Raw genomic sequence first — 16,176 nt, 5'->3', positions numbered from 1 at the left:
GCCGTCTGAAACGCTGTTTCTCACGCAGCGTGGAAAGCACGTTAATGCTATAATTCGGCAATATTTTTTAAAGTGAAAGACCATGGAATCCACCAACGAACCCATGCGCCTGTCGAAACGCATGGCGCAACTCGGTCTCTGCTCGCGCCGCGAAGCCGACAGCTACATCGAACAAGGCTGGGTCAAAGTCAACGGCCAAACCGCCGTGCTCGGCCAAAAAGTGACCGAAAGCGACCGCATTGATTTAAACAAACTGGCGCATGAGCAGCAGGCAAACCGTGTGACGATTTTGCTGAATAAGCCGGTGGGTTATGTCAGCGCGCAAGCGGAAAAAGGCTATAAAGCAGCGGCTGAATTGATTACTGCCGAAAATCAATGGGAAGGTGACGACAGCCGCATTGCGTTTAGCGAGAAACACAAATTCGGCCTCGCCCCTGCCGGACGTTTGGATATTGATTCGGTGGGTTTGCTGGTGTTGACACAAGATGGCCGCATCGCCAAGCAACTAATCGGTGAAACCAGCAACAGCGAAAAAGAATATTTAGTGCGTGTACGTGGCAAGCTGGATGACAAAGGCTTGGCCTTACTCAACCACGGCTTGAGCTTGGATGGTGAAAAGCTGCGCCCAGCAAAAGTAGAATGGCAAAATGAAGACCAACTGCGCTTTATTTTGAAACAAGGTAAGAAACGCCAAATCCGCCGTATGTGCGAGCTGGTGGGTTTACGCGTGGTCGGTTTGAAACGTATCCGCATGGGCAAAGTGAAATTGGGCAAACTGCCACCGGGTAAATGGCGCTATTTGAAAGCCAATGAATCGTTTTGATTCAATGACATGAATCAGGCCGTCTGAAATATTCAATATTTCAGACGGCCTGATACCTTTGTAAAACTTAATTTAAACCAAGAAAACTATGCTCGTCATTCCCGCGTAGGCGGGAATCCAGTACGTCAAACTGCTGATATAGTTAATATTTCTGAATCCGATAGTCCTAGATTCCCGCCTACGCGGGAATGACGGTTTAAAGATTTCTAAAAATTGACTAGTCTCGCAAAGATCTCGGCCTGATTCTATTCATTCCCCAACAAAAAAGCCGTCTGAAAACAATTCAGACGACTTTTAATCTTCATAAATAAGTCAGATTAATGCTCGTGACCGCAAGCGCATTTCATGTCAATTACCATGCGGCCGGTAATTTTACCTTCACGCATTTCTTGGAAAATCGCAGGCGCTTCATCCAAATCACGCAATTGTACTTTTGGTACCACCAAACCTTCGGCACCGAATTGGAAGGCTTCAGCCAAATCTTGGCGCGTACCCACCAAAGAGCCGACTACTTCGATACCGTCTAATACCAAGCGCGGAATCGACAAATCCATAGACTCTGGCGGCAAACCGATAGCCACCACGCGGCCACCGGCACGCACGGCATCAACAGCAGAATTAAATGCAGCAGAAGAAACCGCCGTCACAATCGCGGCATGCGCGCCACCAACTTTTTCTTGAATCACTTTGGCTGCGTCTTCTTTTTGCGGATTAATCACCAAATCAGCGCCGCTTTCTTTGGCAAATTCCAGTTTGTCGTCATTGATATCGATAGCAATCACATGTGCGCCAAATACTTTTTTCGCGTATTGCACGCCTAAGTTACCCAGGCCGCCGGCACCATACACGGCAATCCATTGACCCGGACGCACATTCGATACTTTCACGCCCTTATAAGTGGTCACACCGGCGCAAGTAATCGAGCTGGCTTGCGCAGGATCCAAACCATCCGGCACTTTCACCGCATAATCGGCAGTAACGATACAGTGTGTCGCCATGCCGCCATCCGCAGTATAGCCCGCGTTTACGACGCTACGGCACAAGGTTTCGCGGCCGGTATTACAATATTCGCAAGAGCCACAGCTTTCAAACAGCCACGCGATACTCACACGGTCGCCGACTTTCAAGCTTTTTACGTCATCAGCTACTTTGCTGACTTTACCGATGCCTTCGTGACCCAAAACACGACCCGGTTTTTCGCCGTAATCACCCGCAGCAACGTGCAAGTCAGTATGACACACGCCGCAATATTCAACTTCTACCAAAGCTTCGCCCGCTTCCAATTCGCGGATGTCGCGCTCTACAACTTCTACATCACCTTCAACAGCTTGATTCACTACCACTGCACGCATTTTCATAGTAACACTCCTTGTTTGGCTTAACTGATAGAATGGTATTTCATTGCAATAACGGGATGCACGCATTCAATCATACATAAACAAACCATACACATGATGATTTCGCTCGTTACATCACGATTTAAGTATGTACTTCAAAATTAGTTCCGTCAAGCTGCATCGTATTGAATTTATTAAAATTTGTTATAACATAACATATTTATTGATGTATTTTCCAATCGAACAAGCAACTGATTATATTTAAATAAAATTTATTTTTTCATACGGCCTCAATCCCTGACCAATTGATTTTATTGAATTAATTGATTTTCTTCCGCATTCTTTCGCTTTGTTAATTCATATTTCTTTGCATTTTTAACGCTTGAACTCAATAGCAAAAAATACTATGCTAGCCCTTAAGCGTTTCGCTTACAGTCAACTACAACTGCTAAAAAATACAGGAGACAGCAACATGGCAAAAGATTTAAACGTTTTTGACAAAGAATACGGCTTATTAATCAACGGCGAATGGACCAAGGGAAGCGAAGGTAAATTATTGACTTCCACTAACCCGGCCAATGGCGAAGAATTGGCTAAATTCGTTGATGCCAGCGATGCTGACGTGGATGCTGCCGTTGCCGCTGCGCAAGAAGCGTTCAAAACCTGGAAAAAAACCACCGTTACCGAACGCGCCGCAATCTTGAACAAAATCGCCGACATCATTGATGAAAACGCCGAATTGTTCGCCCTGCAAGAAACCCTCGATAACGGCAAACCAATCCGCGAGACCCGTGCTGCCGACATTCCGTTGGCTTCCGATCATTTCCGCTACTTTGCCGGTGTGATTCGCGGCGAAGAAGGCACGGCCACCCAATTGGACGAAGAAGATTTGTCGCTGATTTTGCGCGAGCCAATCGGCGTAGTTGGCCAAATCATTCCGTGGAACTTCCCATTCTTGATGGCTGCTTGGAAAATCGCGCCTGCATTGGCGGCCGGTTGTACCATCGTATTGCACCCTTCTTCCAGCACTTCACTGAGCCTGCTGTCTTTCGCGCAAAAAGTGAATGATGTGTTGCCAAAAGGCGTGTTCAACGTGATCACCGGTAAAGGTTCGAAATCCGGCGAATACATGCTGCATCACAAAGGCTTCAACAAGCTGGCCTTTACCGGCTCGACCGAAGTCGGCCGCCGCATCGGTATCGCAGCTGCAGAAATGTTGATTCCGGCCACTTTGGAATTGGGCGGTAAATCAGCCAACATTTTCTTCGACGACATGCCGTTTGACAAAGCGCTTGAAGGTGCGCAAAAAGGTATTTTATTCAACCAAGGCCAAGTGTGCTGTGCCGGTTCGCGTATTTTCGTGCAAGAAGGTATTTACGACAAATTCGTTGAAGCTTTGGCAGAAGAATTCAAGAAAGTCAAAGTCGGTCTGCCTTGGGAAGACGATACCCAAATGGGCGCGCAAGTCAACGCCGGCCAATTGGAAACCATTTTGAAATATGTGAAAATCGGTGAACAAGAAGGCTGCCGCATCATTACCGGCGGTAAAAAAGCCGAAGGCGATTTGGCCGGTGGCGCATTCTTGGAGCCAACTTTGATCGAAGCCAAAGACAACGATGCCCGCGTTGCCCAAGAAGAAATCTTCGGCCCGGTAGCGACTGTCATCAAGTTCAAAACTGAAGAAGAAGTCATCAAAATGGCCAATGATTCAGAATACGGCTTGGGCGGCGGTGTTTGGAGTAAAGACATCAACCGTTGCTTGCGCGTATCACGCGCCTTGGAAACCGGCCGCGTCTGGGTAAACTGCTACAACCGCCTGCCTGCACACGCACCGTTTGGCGGCTACAAAACTTCCGGTATCGGCCGTGAAACCCACAAAATGATGTTGGCTGCTTACACTCAAGTGAAAAACATCTACATTTCTACCCGCGAAGAGCGCGAAGGCATGTATTGATTTTCCATGATTGATTGAATGAGACCGTCTGAAAGATAATCTTTCAGACGGCCTTTTATCATTTCGCTCTTTAAACTCATCAATAACAAAACCGCTGTTTCTGCCTAAGCAAAACAGCGGTTTTGTTATTTTTGAGCAAACCCTTTGGCCGATTAACGGAAAAAATCACCCATACCGGCCGGCAAACCTTGGGTAAACGCGCCCATGGTTTTGTTGCTGGTTTCTTCGGCTTTGGCAGACGCATCGTTTACTGCGGCCAAAATCAAATCTTCCAACATTTCTTTGTCATCAGCCGCTTCTTTAATCAAGTCTTCGCTGATGTCGAGTTTGCGTACCACATGCGCACAAGTCATGGTTACTTTCACCAAACCGTTGCCCGCTTCGCCACTCACTTCGGTTTCAGCCAATTTGGCTTGGGCTTTTTTCATGTTTTCCTGCATTTGTTGGGCTTGCTTCATCAGCCCTCCTAATCCGGCTTTTCCGAACATCGTATGCTCCTAATTTGCGTGTATGAGAAAATTATTCAAGGCGAATCCTATCAGGTTTTGCCCCTGCTTGCACGGGCTAATGATGAAATAGGATTCAAGGCCGTCTGAACGTATATTTCCAACAATCGGTTTCAGACGGCCTGATTCAAGTATTGATTCCTTAGTATCAAGATTCGTTGGTTTGCTTTAATTCCAGCGTATCCGGCAGCCATTGCGCTTCAAAGGTTTGCAAAATCTGCTGCGCGGTCGGATCGGCATCCAACAAATCCTGTGCCTGTTGCCGCCCTTCTTGCTGCAAACGCCGGCGGCGCATGGTCGGCGTTTCCCAACCTTGATCATCTTGCCACGGCTGGGTTTGCAGCTTCAGCGGCAAATTATAAGCTGCGGCCAACACGTTTTGGATTTTGTCCAAACGCTCTTTGTTGGTGGTGGCTTTGGCTTCGCTGGTGAGCGACAAGGTCATCAAATGCGTATCAGGATTGTAATTCACCCAAGCGGCATGCTGCGCCAACATTTGCGCGGCACCAAGCTTTTTCGCAAAACGCTGTACCAACAATGCCCAATTTTCCGGCTGGAAATCAGGCACGGCGATAAATTGCGGCTCGTCCTCTTCCTCATCATCAGTTTCAGCGCTTTCATCCGTAATCGGCGGCACAGGCAGCGTATCCGGTTCTACCGCAAAATCATACGAATCTTCGCCGAAATAAGGCGGTGGCATGTCTTCTTCATCGGGTTCAGACGGCTGATAAGATTCGTCAGAGGCCGTCTGAATTTCTGCTGAGTGTTGAATCGGAATGCTTTCCGTTTCAATGTGTTGCGGCTGAGTTTCTTCTGCAACAGCAGGCAGCTCATTTGAAACAGAGGCCGTCTGAAACGGCTCGGTTTCTGCCGTTTCATTTTCCGGCTGCTCCTCCCACGGCGGAATGTCTTTTGCTTGCGGTTCTTTTTCAGACGGCATGATCGCAGCAGTTGATGCCGTCTGAATATTGGGTTGATTTTCAAACGGCGTCGGAATCATCAGCGGCTTTTTTGCAGCGGTTTCCTTATGTTCCACTTCCTGCAATTGCGTGTGTTCAACCACATCATTCACGCCATGCGCTTGAGCGGCCAAAGGCGCAAACGCCAGCATACGCAGCAAAGTCATCACAAATCCGGCGTATTCATCGGGTGCCAAACTCAAATCCTGTTTGCCGTGAATCGCGCATTGGTAATACAGCTGAATCTGCTCGCCGCTCATGGCTTGGCTCAATTGCAGCAAGGCTTCGCGCTCGGGGTCGTCATTGCCCACGGCAGAGGGCACGGCCTGAATCAGCGCCAAACGTTGCAACAGCATTGCCAGTTCGCTCAATGCGCTGTCGAAACCAATTGCGCGGGCGGCCATTTCTTGCGCCTTGTTGAGCAAGGCTTGACCATCTTGATTGACTACACTTTGCAGCAATTCATACAGGTAGCGTTTATCCACCGCACCAATTATCTGGCGCACATCGTGTTCGGCCACTTTACCCGAACCCATTGCAATCGCCTGATCAAGCAAACTCAAGGCATCGCGCATCGAGCCTGCCGCCGCCCTGCCCAGTAGTTGCAAAGCAGTGGCTTCGTAAGGAATGGTTTCACTGTCCAACACATGCGCCAAGTGGTCGGCCACTTGCTGCGTGGTCATGTTGCGCAATACAAACTGCAAGCAGCGGCTCAACACGGTAATCGGCACTTTATGCGGATCGGTAGTCGCCAAAATGAATTTCACATGCTCAGGCGGCTCTTCCAGCGTTTTCAGCATGGCGTTGAACGCGCTTTTCGACAGCATATGCACTTCATCGATAATATAAACTTTGTATTTGCCTGCAGTCGGCGCGTATTGCGCGTTTTCCAATACTTCGCGGATATTGTCGATACCGGTATTTGAGGCGGCATCGATTTCCAGCAAATCGACATAGCGGCCGGCATCAATTTGCGTGCAGCTTTGGCACACGCCACACGGTTCGCCGTGATCGGCATGCTCGCAGTTGAGGCTTTTGGCCAAAATACGCGCAATAGTGGTTTTGCCGACACCGCGCGTACCGGTCAAGAGATAGGCATGGTGCAGACGGCCTTCGTCCAAAGCGTTGCGCAATGCTTTGACAACGTGTTCTTGGCCGACTAAATCGGCAAATGTTTTCGGACGCCATTTACGGGCAAGCACTTGATAAGCCATGTCTTTTCTCTACTTCATAATAATCAGGCCGCCTGAACAATCTATTCTTTCAGACGGCCTATTGAAAGATGATGCATTTTAACATTTTTGGCGCATAAACGTGCAAATGCATTGTTTGCCGCCATAAACAAAACCACTTTGTTGCGGCAACAAAGTGGTTTTGGCGTAAGTGAGATTACAAACCGGCAGCGCCAACGGCATTGGCAATATCGCGCACGGCGGTCACATACATGCGGCTGTTGTTGTATTTCCAAACGCTGTAGAAATTATTCAAGCCCAAATAATATTCGTACACACCCGGGCTGGTTTCCAAACGATACAACACTGCTTTTTCATGGTCGGCTACCGGCGTTTGCGGCATCACCCCCAAGGCTTTGAAATCAGCCACGGTGCGGGTAAGCGCGGTTTTCTCATCGATAATCGCCTGCAAGTGTGGCGTGATGTTCAGGCGCACAGGCACCACCATTTTGCTGCCGGTCTGCCAGCCGTGTTGTTTCATGTAATTGGCCACCGATGCGGCCACATCGCCGATGTTGTTCCAAATATCACGGCGGCCGTCACCATCGTAATCCACCGCCCACTTGCGGAAGCTCGACGGCATAAATTGCGGCATACCCATCGCACCGGCGTAGCTGCCTTTAAAGCTGAATACATCGCGGTTTTCTTCTTTCGCCATCAGCAGTAATTCGCTCAATTCGTTTTGGAAAAACTCAGCACGGCGCGGATAATCAAACGCCAACGTGCTCAAGGCATCGGCCACACGGAAACTGCCTGTGTTGCGGCCGTAATTGGTTTCAATGCCGATAATCGCCACAATCAACTCAGCCGGTACGCCGTATTTGCGCGCCACATCGTCAATCACTGCACGGTTGTCGGCATAGAATTGGCGGCCATTGTTGAATTTAGCCGCGCCCGAATTACCGGTGCGGAATTCATACCATGGGCGCGATGTGCCCGGGCGGTACACAATATTGATGATGTTGCCTTTGTACACCACACCATCAAAGAAATTTTGCAATTCGGCAGCGCTCAAGCGGCCTTTAGCGGCTTCGTAACGGATAAAATTCTGCACATTCGGATTGGCATTGAAACCGCTGCTCGCCACTGATTCGGCAGCAGCATCGAAAGTCGGACGCTTCTCGGCTTGCTTCACCGGTTTCACTGCTTGCGCATCGCGGGTGATGCTCGGCTTGTTCGATGTGCTGCACGCAGCCAATGCCGCGATAACGGCAACGGAAAGGAATACAAGAGACTTTTTCATGGGATATCCGTAAATGTGAGAAAGGGCTTGAGTGTAACAAAATTAAGCGCTTAGATAAACCCTTTGAGATTAAACGTGGAATATTTGGATTTATCTCAGGCCATCTGAAAATAATGCCTTTATAAAACCCATAAAAAAAGGCCGTCTGAATTTCAGACGGCCTTTTTAATCAATCACGATTCATCAATGATTATTCGGCAGCAGGAACCACCACAACATTGATTTTCGCAACAGCGTCAGTGTGCAGAGCCACTTCAACTTCGTATTCGCCAACGGCTTTCAATGGGCCTTCTGGCAAACGTACGTTGGCTTTAGCAGCTTCAACGCCTGAAGCAACGATGGCTTCAGCGATGTCGGCATTGGTTACAGAACCGAACAGACGACCGTCAACACCGGCTTTTTGAGCGATGGTAACAGTTTGACCGTCCAATTTTTCTTGACGCGCTTTAGCATCAGCCAAGATTTCGGCTTGTTTGGCTTCCAATTCGGCACGACGTGCTTCGAATTCTTTCATGTTGGCTTCGGTAGCGCGTTTGGCTTTACCGGTTGGAATCAGGAAGTTACGGGCATAGCCGTTTTTCACGGTCACGATGTCGCCCAGATTACCCAAGCCGCCGATTTTTTCTAACAGAATAATTTGCATGTTCTAAGCTCCAATTATTTGTGTTGATCGGTGTAAGGCAACAGAGCCAGGAAACGTGCGCGTTTCACAGCAACCGCCAATTGACGTTGGTAGTGTGCTTTAGTACCGGTGATGCGGGCAGGGATGATTTTGCCGTTTTCAGAAATGAAGTCTTTCAACAAGTCAACTTGTTTGTAATCAACTTCTTGGATTTTTTCAGCCGTGAAACGGCAGAATTTTCTACGTTTGAATGATTGACGAGCCATTGTCGTTTAACCTTTATATTCTTTAATGTTCTGTATGCGGAGTATCGGTCGCGGGAAGCGTTGACTGCGTTGCGCTAAAAAGCCTTCTGCTTCAACCATCATGCCTTGCCGATACTGCCATTCTTCAGCTTGCTTACCTAAAATCCGCGCGGGCATGTCGAATTTGACCAGACATTGTTGTCCGTTTTCTTCCTGCCATGATTCATGCTTGAGCACAATATCCAATACAGGAATGCCTGCCGGCGTGTACCTCAGCGTGCCGATTTCGGCGAGCCGGGCGGTAAGGCGGATAAGATTATTCAATCTTATTCGGCTGCTGCAACTTCTTCAGCCGCACCGTTCAGCAAGTTTTTGGTTTTCTCGCCGCCCATCATGACAGATGGCTCGGTAACAGCGTTTTTGGTTTTGATGGTCAGGTGACGCAATACGGCATCATTGAAGCGGAAAGCAGTTTCCAGCTCAGCCACAACTTCAGGTGTGGTTTCTACGTTCATCAAAACATAGTGTGCTTTGTGAATTTTGTTGATTGGGTAAGCCAATTGACGACGACCCCAATCTTCCAAACGGTGAATGGTACCGTTGGCTTCGGTAATCATGGCTTTGTAACGTTCAACCATCGCAGGCACTTGCTCGCTTTGATCAGGATGAACGATAAACACGATCTCGTAATGACGCATGTTATCTCCTTATGGATTCATAAACAGCCTTCTACCATGCGAAAAGTAAAAGGCAAGGTTGGAAAACATTCGATTATAACGTTTATGGATTGAGTACACAAGCTATTGATGATTTTAAATGCTGCGTCGTGGCGGATTTGTATCATTTCAGAATGATGTAACAGTTTGTAACATTTCCTTGAATTTGTCATGAAGTTGTAATACTTGCTGGATAAACTGGCCGCGTTATCCAAACAACCCTCCTAACAAGGACTCCTAAAATGAAAAAATCTGCTTTCGTGGTAAGTATCGCAACTGTTTTGGCATTGGCTGCTTGCGGCGGCGAATCTAAAGCGCCTGAAGCACCTAAAGCCGGTGCGGCGGCAACAACAAATGAAGTGCCTAAAGCGGCTGACGGTCAGCAGCAGCCGGTGGGCTTGGATGTAACCGGTGCCGGCGCATCATTCCCACAACCTGTTTATGTGCAATGGGCCAATGCTTTCCAACAAGCAAGCGGCAACCGCATCAACTACCAATCAATCGGTTCTTCCGGCGGTGTGAAACAAATTACCGCGAAAACCGTTGATTTCGGCGCCAGCGACTCACCTTTGGATGCGGAAAAATTGGAACAAGAAGGTTTGGTTCAATTCCCTACCGTAATTGGCGGCGTGGTGCCTGTGGTAAATGTTGAAGGCGTAGCAGCCGGTCAATTGAAATTAACCGGTGAAGTATTGGCCGAAATCTACTTGGGCACCATCACCAAATGGAACGACCCGAAAATCCAAGAATTAAACGCCGATGTGAAACTGCCTGACGCGAATATTACCACTGTATTCCGTTCAGACGGCTCGGGTACCAGCTTCATCTTCACCACTTACTTGAGTCAAGTATCTAGCGGCTGGAAAGACCAAGTCGGCGCGGCCAATACCGTGAAATGGCCGACGGCTGCCAGCGGCGTAGCCGGTAAAGGCAACGAAGGCGTAGCGAACTATGTATCACGCGTGGCCAACTCTATTGGTTATGTTGAGTATGCCTATGCCAAACAAAACAATATGTCGCACATCCAATTGAAAAACGCGGCCGGTAATTTCGTGCAGCCTTCGCAAGAAACTTTCGCTGCGGCTTCTAAAGTGGATTGGAAGAGCGTAAAAGGCTTCAGCTTGGTGTTGACCAACCAGCCTGATGCCAACGCGTGGCCTTTGGCGGCGGCAACATTCATTTTGATGCACAAGAAAAATGCGGATGCGACGAAAGCAAAAGCAGCTTTGGCATTCTTTGATTGGGCCTACACCAGCGGTGACGAAGCGGCTCAAAAACTGGATTATGTGCCGTTGCCTGCCGAAGTGAAAGACTTGGTACGTCAAGAATGGGCCAACATCCAAGATGAAAACGGTCAGGCGGTTTTCACTAAATAATGTATGAATCAGGCCGTCTGAAAAAATGTATTCTTTAGCCAATACATTTTTTCAGACGGCCTCTTTACATCACACCCTGCGTATCCGGCCTCATTAAATCTATAAAAGGCACACTCATGCAAACCTCTTCCGCACAGAAACTCAAACGCCAGCAGCAGCTTGATGCGCTGTTTGTCGGCTCGACGCGTTTTTTTGCCATACTGGTTTTGGCCAGTTTGGGCGGGATTCTGCTCTCGCTGATTTTGGGCGCGATGCCGAGTATTGAAAAATTCGGTTTCGGCTTTTTTACTTCTTCCAACTGGGATGTCGTGGCCAGCGAATATGGCGCACTGGCACCGATTTACGGCACGATTGTGACATCCGGCTTAGCCTTGCTGATTGCCGTACCGGTGAGCTTCGGTATTGCGGTGTTTTTGACCGAACTCTGTCCGGTTTGGCTGCGTAAGCCTTTGGGCATTTGCGTGGAATTATTGGCCGGTATTCCTTCGATTATTTACGGTATGTGGGGTTTGTTTGTGTTTGCGCCCTTCTTTGCCGAGCACTTTCAGCCGTTTTTCATTGAATATTTCGGTGCGATTCCGGTGATTGGTTCGCTGTTTCAAGGCGCGCCGATGGGTATCGGCATTTTCACCGCTTCGCTGATTTTGGCGATTATGATTATTCCATTTATTGCTTCCGTGATGCGCGATGTGTTTGAAATTACGCCGCAGCCTTTGAAAGAAGCGGCTTACGGCTTGGGCAGCACACAATGGGAAGTCATCCGCAACGTGGTCTTGCCTTACACCAAAGCCGGTGTCATTGGCGGCATTATTTTGGGCTTGGGTCGCGCTTTGGGCGAAACCATGGCGGTGACCTTCGTGATTGGCAATACTTTCAACATCAGCCCGAGCCTGTTTAATTCCGGCGTATCGATTACTTCCGCGCTGGCAAACGAATTTGCCGAAGCGGTTGACCCGCTGCACTTATCCTCACTGCTCTACTTGGGCTTGATTCTGTTTTTCATCACTTTTGTGGTGCTGTGTTTCGCCAAAATCTTATTGCTCAGAATGCAGCAATCTGAAGGGAAAAAATCATGAGCAACAGCATTTACCAACGCCGCTTGTGGCAAAACCGCTTTTATCTGGGCGTGGCCTACGTCACCATGGCATTCGGCTTATTTTGGCTGGCGTGGATTTTCTACACCTTATTGAGCAACGGCTTCAGCGGTTTGTCGGGCACGCTGTTTACGCTCGACACCCCGCCGCCGGGCATGGAAGGCGGTTTGCGCAACGCCATTTTGGGCAGCTTTATGATCACCTTGTTTGGCCTGTTGGTCGGCACACCCATCGGCCTGATGTGCGGCATTTATTTGGCGGAATTTGGCCAAAACAGCAAGCTGGCACAAGCCACGCGTTTTATGAACGATATTTTGCTGTCGGCACCATCGATTGTGATCGGTTTGTTTATCTATGAATTGGTTGTTGTGAAACAAGGCCACTTTTCCGGCTGGGCTGGCTCGTTGGCGCTGTCGTTATTGGTGATTCCGGTCGTGGTTCGCACCACCGAAAACATGCTGAAGCTGGTGCCAAACAGCCTGCGCGAAGCGGCCTTTGCACTCGGCGCGCCGAAATGGAAGCTGGTGACGATGGTGACCTTGAAATCCGCCAAAGCAGGCGTGTTGACCGGCATTATCTTGGCTTTTGCCCGCATCACCGGCGAAACCGCCCCGCTGCTGTTTACCGCAATGAACAACCAGTTTTTCAGCACCAACATGAATCAGCCGATTGCCAACTTGCCCAACGTCATCTACCAATTTGCCATGAGCCCGTATGAAGACTGGCACCAACTGGCTTGGGCTGCGGCCTTGCTGATTGCCGTAACGGTATTAGTCGCCAACATTCTGGCACGCTATTTAGGGGCGGCGAAAAAATCATAAGGTCAGCCGACCGGCGATACGCCCTCCACACCATTCATCCTATTAAGGAAACAAAATGACCGCCAAAATCGTGACAAAAGATTTCAACTTCTACTATGGCTCGTTCCATGCGTTGAAAAACATCAATTTAGAAATTCCGGAAAAACAAGTCACCGCCTTCATCGGCCCATCGGGCTGCGGCAAATCCACCCTGCTGCGCGCACTCAACCGCATGCACGACCTGTATCCGGGCAACCGCGGCGAAGGTGAAGTTTTGCTCGACGGCCGCAACATTTTCGATAAAAACGTCGATTTGAACCTGCTGCGTGCCAAAGTCGGCATGGTGTTCCAAAAGCCAACGCCGTTTCCGATGTCGATTTACGACAACATCGCTTTCGGCGTAAAACTGTATGAAAAACTCAGTCGCAGCGAATTGGACGACCGTGTAGAATGGGCATTAAACAAATCGGCTCTGTGGGGCGAAGTGAAAGACAAGCTCAAGCAAAGCGGCAATTCATTATCCGGCGGCCAGCAGCAGCGTTTGTGCATTGCCCGCGCGATTGCCACCAAGCCCGAAGTTTTGCTGCTGGATGAACCCACTTCCGCGCTCGACCCGATTTCGACCGCCTATATTGAAGAATTGGTGACCGAACTCAAACACGATTACACCATCGCCATCGTGACCCACAATATGCAGCAGGCCGCGCGTGTGTCCGACATCACGGCGTATATGTATTTGGGCGAATTGGTCGAAGTGGGCGACACCAAAACCATCTTCACCAAGCCGAGCAAAAAAGAAACCGAAGACTATATTACCGGTAAATTCGGTTAAACTTGAATGGCTTAACGCTTTAATAATAGGCCGTCTGAAACCGAAGCCATACCTTTCAGACGGCCTGATGAAAACCATGTTGCGTATGCTGTTTCAAACCGATTGCAAGGCCGTCTGAAAGCCAAACGCAACCCAACAAAGAGAGAAAAACATGTCCGCCTATATCCTGATTGTAGAAGACGAGCCTGCGATTGCCACCTTGATTCGTTTCAATCTCGAAGCCGCCGGTTACCGCGTGGCCACCGCCGAGCGCGTCAGCGATGCCGAGAAGCTTTTGAAAAACGAATTGCCCGATCTTATCTTGATGGACTATATGCTGCCCGACGTGTCCGGCGTCGAATACATTCAACAATTGCGCGGCCAGACCCGCACGCAAAACCTGCCCATCATCATGCTCACTGCCCGCAGCGAGGAAAGCGACAAAGAGCTGGGCCTGAACATCGGCGCCGACGACTACATCACAAAACCTTTCTCACCGCGCGAACTCATCGCCCGCATCAACGCCCTGCTACGCCGCATGGCACCGCAAAAAAGCAAACAGGTTTTAGAAATTTTCGGCATCCGCTTGGATGCAGAAAACCGCAAAGTTAGCACCACCGAAGGCATTGAATTGCAACTCAACCCAAGCGAATTCAAAATCTTACACTTTTTCATGGCACACCCCAACCGCCTCTACAGCCGCAGCCAATTGCTCGACATGATTTGGGGCGATCACGTTTTTATTGAAGAGCGCACCGTTGACGTGCACATCCGCCGTTTGCGTCAAGGCTTGGAAAAAGCCCAACTGTCACATTTAGTGCAAACCGTCCGCGGCGGCGGCTACCGTTTCGGCAACAACAATGAATAATCTCGTTTACCTGATTCCTTCCATACTCGGCATTTTGTTTGCCGCAGCCGCCGGACTGGCCTTTTGGGGCGTGTCCGGCGCGTTTATTGTCGCCTTTGCCACGCTCAGCTTCATCAGTTTGCTGCACATCCGCCAGATGTACAAACTGCTCGACTGGCTGAAAAATCCCGAGCCGGAATCCATTCCCTTTGCCAGCGGCATTTGGGACGAAGTGTTTTCCACCCTGCTCAAGCAAAGCCGCAACCGCCGCAAGCAAAAGCGCAAACTGAAAAATGCCTTGATGCGTTTCAACCGCGCTGCCGAAGCCCTGCCCACCGGCGTGATGATTTTGGATAAAGACATGCGCATCGAATGGCAAAACCGCCTTTCCGCCACCCATTTCAACCTCAACCGCGAGCGTGACCGCAACGGCATTTTGCTCAACCTCATCCGCCTGCCCGAGTTTCATGCCTTTATGGAACAAACCGAGCAGGTACAAATCCGCTTGGCCGTGCCGCAAAATCACCCGATTCCGCGCACGCTGCTAATTACCCGCTGCCCATTTGAAAAAAACACCCAAATGCTCATCAGCCAAGACGTCAGCACCGTCGAGCAGGTGCAAGCCAGCCACACCAGCTTTGTGGCTAACGTATCACACGAATTGCGCACGCCGCTAACCGTCATCAACGGCTTTTTGGAAACCATGCGCGATATGCCCGATATTCCCGATGAGCAGCGCCAGCAATTCATCAGCCTGATGCAAAAAGAAGGTAGCCGCATGCTCGATTTGCTCAACGATTTGCTCACCCTATCCAAGCTTGAAAGCCAGCACCACCAAGAGCAAAACAAAGAGCTGATCAGCCTAAGCCTGCTGAGCCGACAATTGTTTGAAAGCACCAAAACCTTTTCAGACGGCCGCCACCACATCACCGAAGACATCGAACCGGAATTAAGCATTCGCGGCATTCAGCCTGTGTTGTACAGCGCCTTAAGCAATCTCGCGTTCAACGCCGTGCGCTACACACCCGAAGGCGGCAAAGTACACATCAGCCTGAAACCCGAAGGCGAACACCATGTCCGCTTCAGCGTCAGTGACACCGGCCCCGGCATCGCCCCCGAACACATTCCGCGTCTGACCGAACGCTTCTACCGTGTTGACACCAGCCGCTCGCGCCAAAGCGGCGGCACCGGCTTAGGGCTCGCCATCGCCAAACATGCCTTGGCCGCGCACGACACCAAAATCGAAGTGGAAAGTGCATTGGGCGAAGGCAGCACGTTTTCCGTATTGTTTGAATTGGCAGCTGAAATGCCGATTGACATTAAATTGTAGGTTTGCATAAAGCAAAGGCCCTTACATTCGCCTAACAAGTGCAATTTCCAATAACAGAAAAGGCCAGTATGCGGTAGTATACTGCCTTTCCTGACAAGAAAGATTGCAATATGGCCTACACACAACTGACCTCACACCAAAGATACTACATTTCCAGACATTACCGCAACCTACCCCTAAACCAAATCGCACAGAACATCGGTTGTCATCCCGCCACCGTCAGTCGGGAAATCAGACGGCATTCCGTCAACGGAACCTACTGTTACCGAAAAGCACAACAG

The 16,176-nt window shown here is 49.5% G+C and carries 17 protein-coding genes; 9 read left to right on the top strand and 8 right to left on the bottom strand.

Translation table 11 applies throughout. The features are described 5' to 3' along the window. The first annotated feature begins 82 nt into the window (after positions 1–82). The gene (locus CRG49_RS02450; RefSeq protein ID WP_095502620.1) at positions 83–823 is read left to right on the top strand and encodes a pseudouridine synthase; all 741 of its coding nucleotides are present in this window, start codon (positions 83–85) and stop codon (positions 821–823) included. 317 nt (positions 824–1,140) lie between these two features. Here the strand turns inward: CRG49_RS02450 and adhP are convergent, their stop codons facing one another. Then, positions 1,141–2,181 (bottom strand): alcohol dehydrogenase AdhP, encoded by a 1,041-nt coding sequence (adhP, locus tag CRG49_RS02445; RefSeq protein ID WP_195714669.1) that lies wholly within the window; start codon positions 2,179–2,181, stop codon positions 1,141–1,143. A 451-nt stretch (positions 2,182–2,632) separates the two neighbouring features. On the opposite strand from adhP, the gene CRG49_RS02440 reads away from it, so the two are divergent. Continuing rightward, a complete protein-coding gene (locus tag CRG49_RS02440) occupies positions 2,633–4,114 on the top strand; it encodes an aldehyde dehydrogenase family protein (RefSeq protein WP_095502621.1) in 1,482 nt (493 codons plus the stop codon). Positions 4,115–4,266: 152 nt separating this feature from the next. Here CRG49_RS02440 and CRG49_RS02435 read toward each other — a convergent pair whose 3' ends face one another. The 7 genes from CRG49_RS02435 to rpsF all read right to left on the bottom strand — a co-directional run bounded on the left by CRG49_RS02435 (position 4,267) and on the right by rpsF (position 9,619). Next, a complete protein-coding gene (locus CRG49_RS02435) occupies positions 4,267–4,602 on the bottom strand; it encodes a YbaB/EbfC family nucleoid-associated protein (RefSeq protein WP_095502622.1) in 336 nt (111 codons plus the stop codon). A 166-nt stretch (positions 4,603–4,768) separates the two neighbouring features. After that, a complete protein-coding gene (gene dnaX, locus CRG49_RS02430; RefSeq protein ID WP_095502623.1) occupies positions 4,769–6,793 on the bottom strand; it encodes a DNA polymerase III subunit gamma/tau in 2,025 nt (674 codons plus the stop codon). A gap of 175 nt (positions 6,794–6,968) precedes the next feature. Next, the gene (mltB, locus tag CRG49_RS02425; RefSeq protein WP_095502624.1) at positions 6,969–8,054 is read right to left on the bottom strand and encodes a lytic murein transglycosylase B; all 1,086 of its coding nucleotides are present in this window, start codon (positions 8,052–8,054) and stop codon (positions 6,969–6,971) included. Positions 8,055–8,244: 190 nt separating this feature from the next. Then, the gene (gene rplI, locus CRG49_RS02420; protein WP_095502625.1) at positions 8,245–8,697 is read right to left on the bottom strand and encodes a 50S ribosomal protein L9; all 453 of its coding nucleotides are present in this window, start codon (positions 8,695–8,697) and stop codon (positions 8,245–8,247) included. Positions 8,698–8,711: 14 nt separating this feature from the next. Beyond that, the gene (rpsR, locus tag CRG49_RS02415; protein ID WP_054599043.1) at positions 8,712–8,942 is read right to left on the bottom strand and encodes a 30S ribosomal protein S18; all 231 of its coding nucleotides are present in this window, start codon (positions 8,940–8,942) and stop codon (positions 8,712–8,714) included. Between the two features lie 6 nt (positions 8,943–8,948). After that, positions 8,949–9,251 carry a primosomal replication protein N gene (priB, locus tag CRG49_RS02410; RefSeq protein WP_195690074.1) on the bottom strand — a complete coding sequence of 101 codons (303 nt, stop codon included), beginning with the start codon at positions 9,249–9,251 and terminating at the stop codon, positions 8,949–8,951. Next, the gene (gene rpsF, locus CRG49_RS02405) at positions 9,248–9,619 is read right to left on the bottom strand and encodes a 30S ribosomal protein S6 (protein WP_095502627.1); all 372 of its coding nucleotides are present in this window, start codon (positions 9,617–9,619) and stop codon (positions 9,248–9,250) included. The genes priB and rpsF overlap by 4 nt, the downstream gene beginning before the upstream one ends. 260 nt (positions 9,620–9,879) lie before the next feature. On the opposite strand from rpsF, the gene pstS reads away from it, so the two are divergent. The 7 genes from pstS to CRG49_RS13825 form a co-directional block, all read left to right on the top strand. Beyond that, positions 9,880–11,013 carry a phosphate ABC transporter substrate-binding protein PstS gene (gene pstS, locus CRG49_RS02400; RefSeq protein ID WP_095502628.1) on the top strand — a complete coding sequence of 378 codons (1,134 nt, stop codon included), beginning with the start codon at positions 9,880–9,882 and terminating at the stop codon, positions 11,011–11,013. Between the two features lie 116 nt (positions 11,014–11,129). After that, positions 11,130–12,089, top strand: a complete 960-nt coding sequence (pstC, locus tag CRG49_RS02395; RefSeq protein ID WP_095502629.1) for a phosphate ABC transporter permease subunit PstC — start codon at positions 11,130–11,132, stop codon at positions 12,087–12,089. Next, positions 12,086–12,928 (top strand): phosphate ABC transporter permease PstA, encoded by an 843-nt coding sequence (gene pstA / locus CRG49_RS02390; protein ID WP_095502630.1) that lies wholly within the window; start codon positions 12,086–12,088, stop codon positions 12,926–12,928. Before pstC ends, pstA begins: the two co-directional genes overlap by 4 nt. Positions 12,929–12,983: 55 nt before the next feature. Next, positions 12,984–13,739 carry a phosphate ABC transporter ATP-binding protein PstB gene (gene pstB / locus CRG49_RS02385; protein WP_095502631.1) on the top strand — a complete coding sequence of 252 codons (756 nt, stop codon included), beginning with the start codon at positions 12,984–12,986 and terminating at the stop codon, positions 13,737–13,739. A gap of 151 nt (positions 13,740–13,890) precedes the next feature. After that, positions 13,891–14,586, top strand: coding sequence for a phosphate regulon transcriptional regulator PhoB (gene phoB / locus CRG49_RS02380; protein WP_095502632.1), 696 nt, complete (start codon positions 13,891–13,893; stop codon positions 14,584–14,586). After that, a complete protein-coding gene (gene phoR / locus CRG49_RS02375; RefSeq protein WP_095502633.1) occupies positions 14,579–15,895 on the top strand; it encodes a phosphate regulon sensor histidine kinase PhoR in 1,317 nt (438 codons plus the stop codon). Before phoB ends, phoR begins: the two co-directional genes overlap by 8 nt. A 110-nt stretch (positions 15,896–16,005) precedes the next feature. Then, positions 16,006–16,176 (top strand): helix-turn-helix domain-containing protein (locus tag CRG49_RS13825; protein WP_157807888.1); only part of this gene is annotated, 171 nt, incomplete at its 3' end.

It is taken from the genome of Neisseria sp. N95_16 (genome assembly GCF_002551535.2).
GTDB lineage: Bacteria > Pseudomonadota > Gammaproteobacteria > Burkholderiales > Neisseriaceae > Neisseria > Neisseria brasiliensis.
Note: the sequence above shows the minus strand (reverse complement) of the source record. Positions and strands in the feature narration are given on the sequence as shown.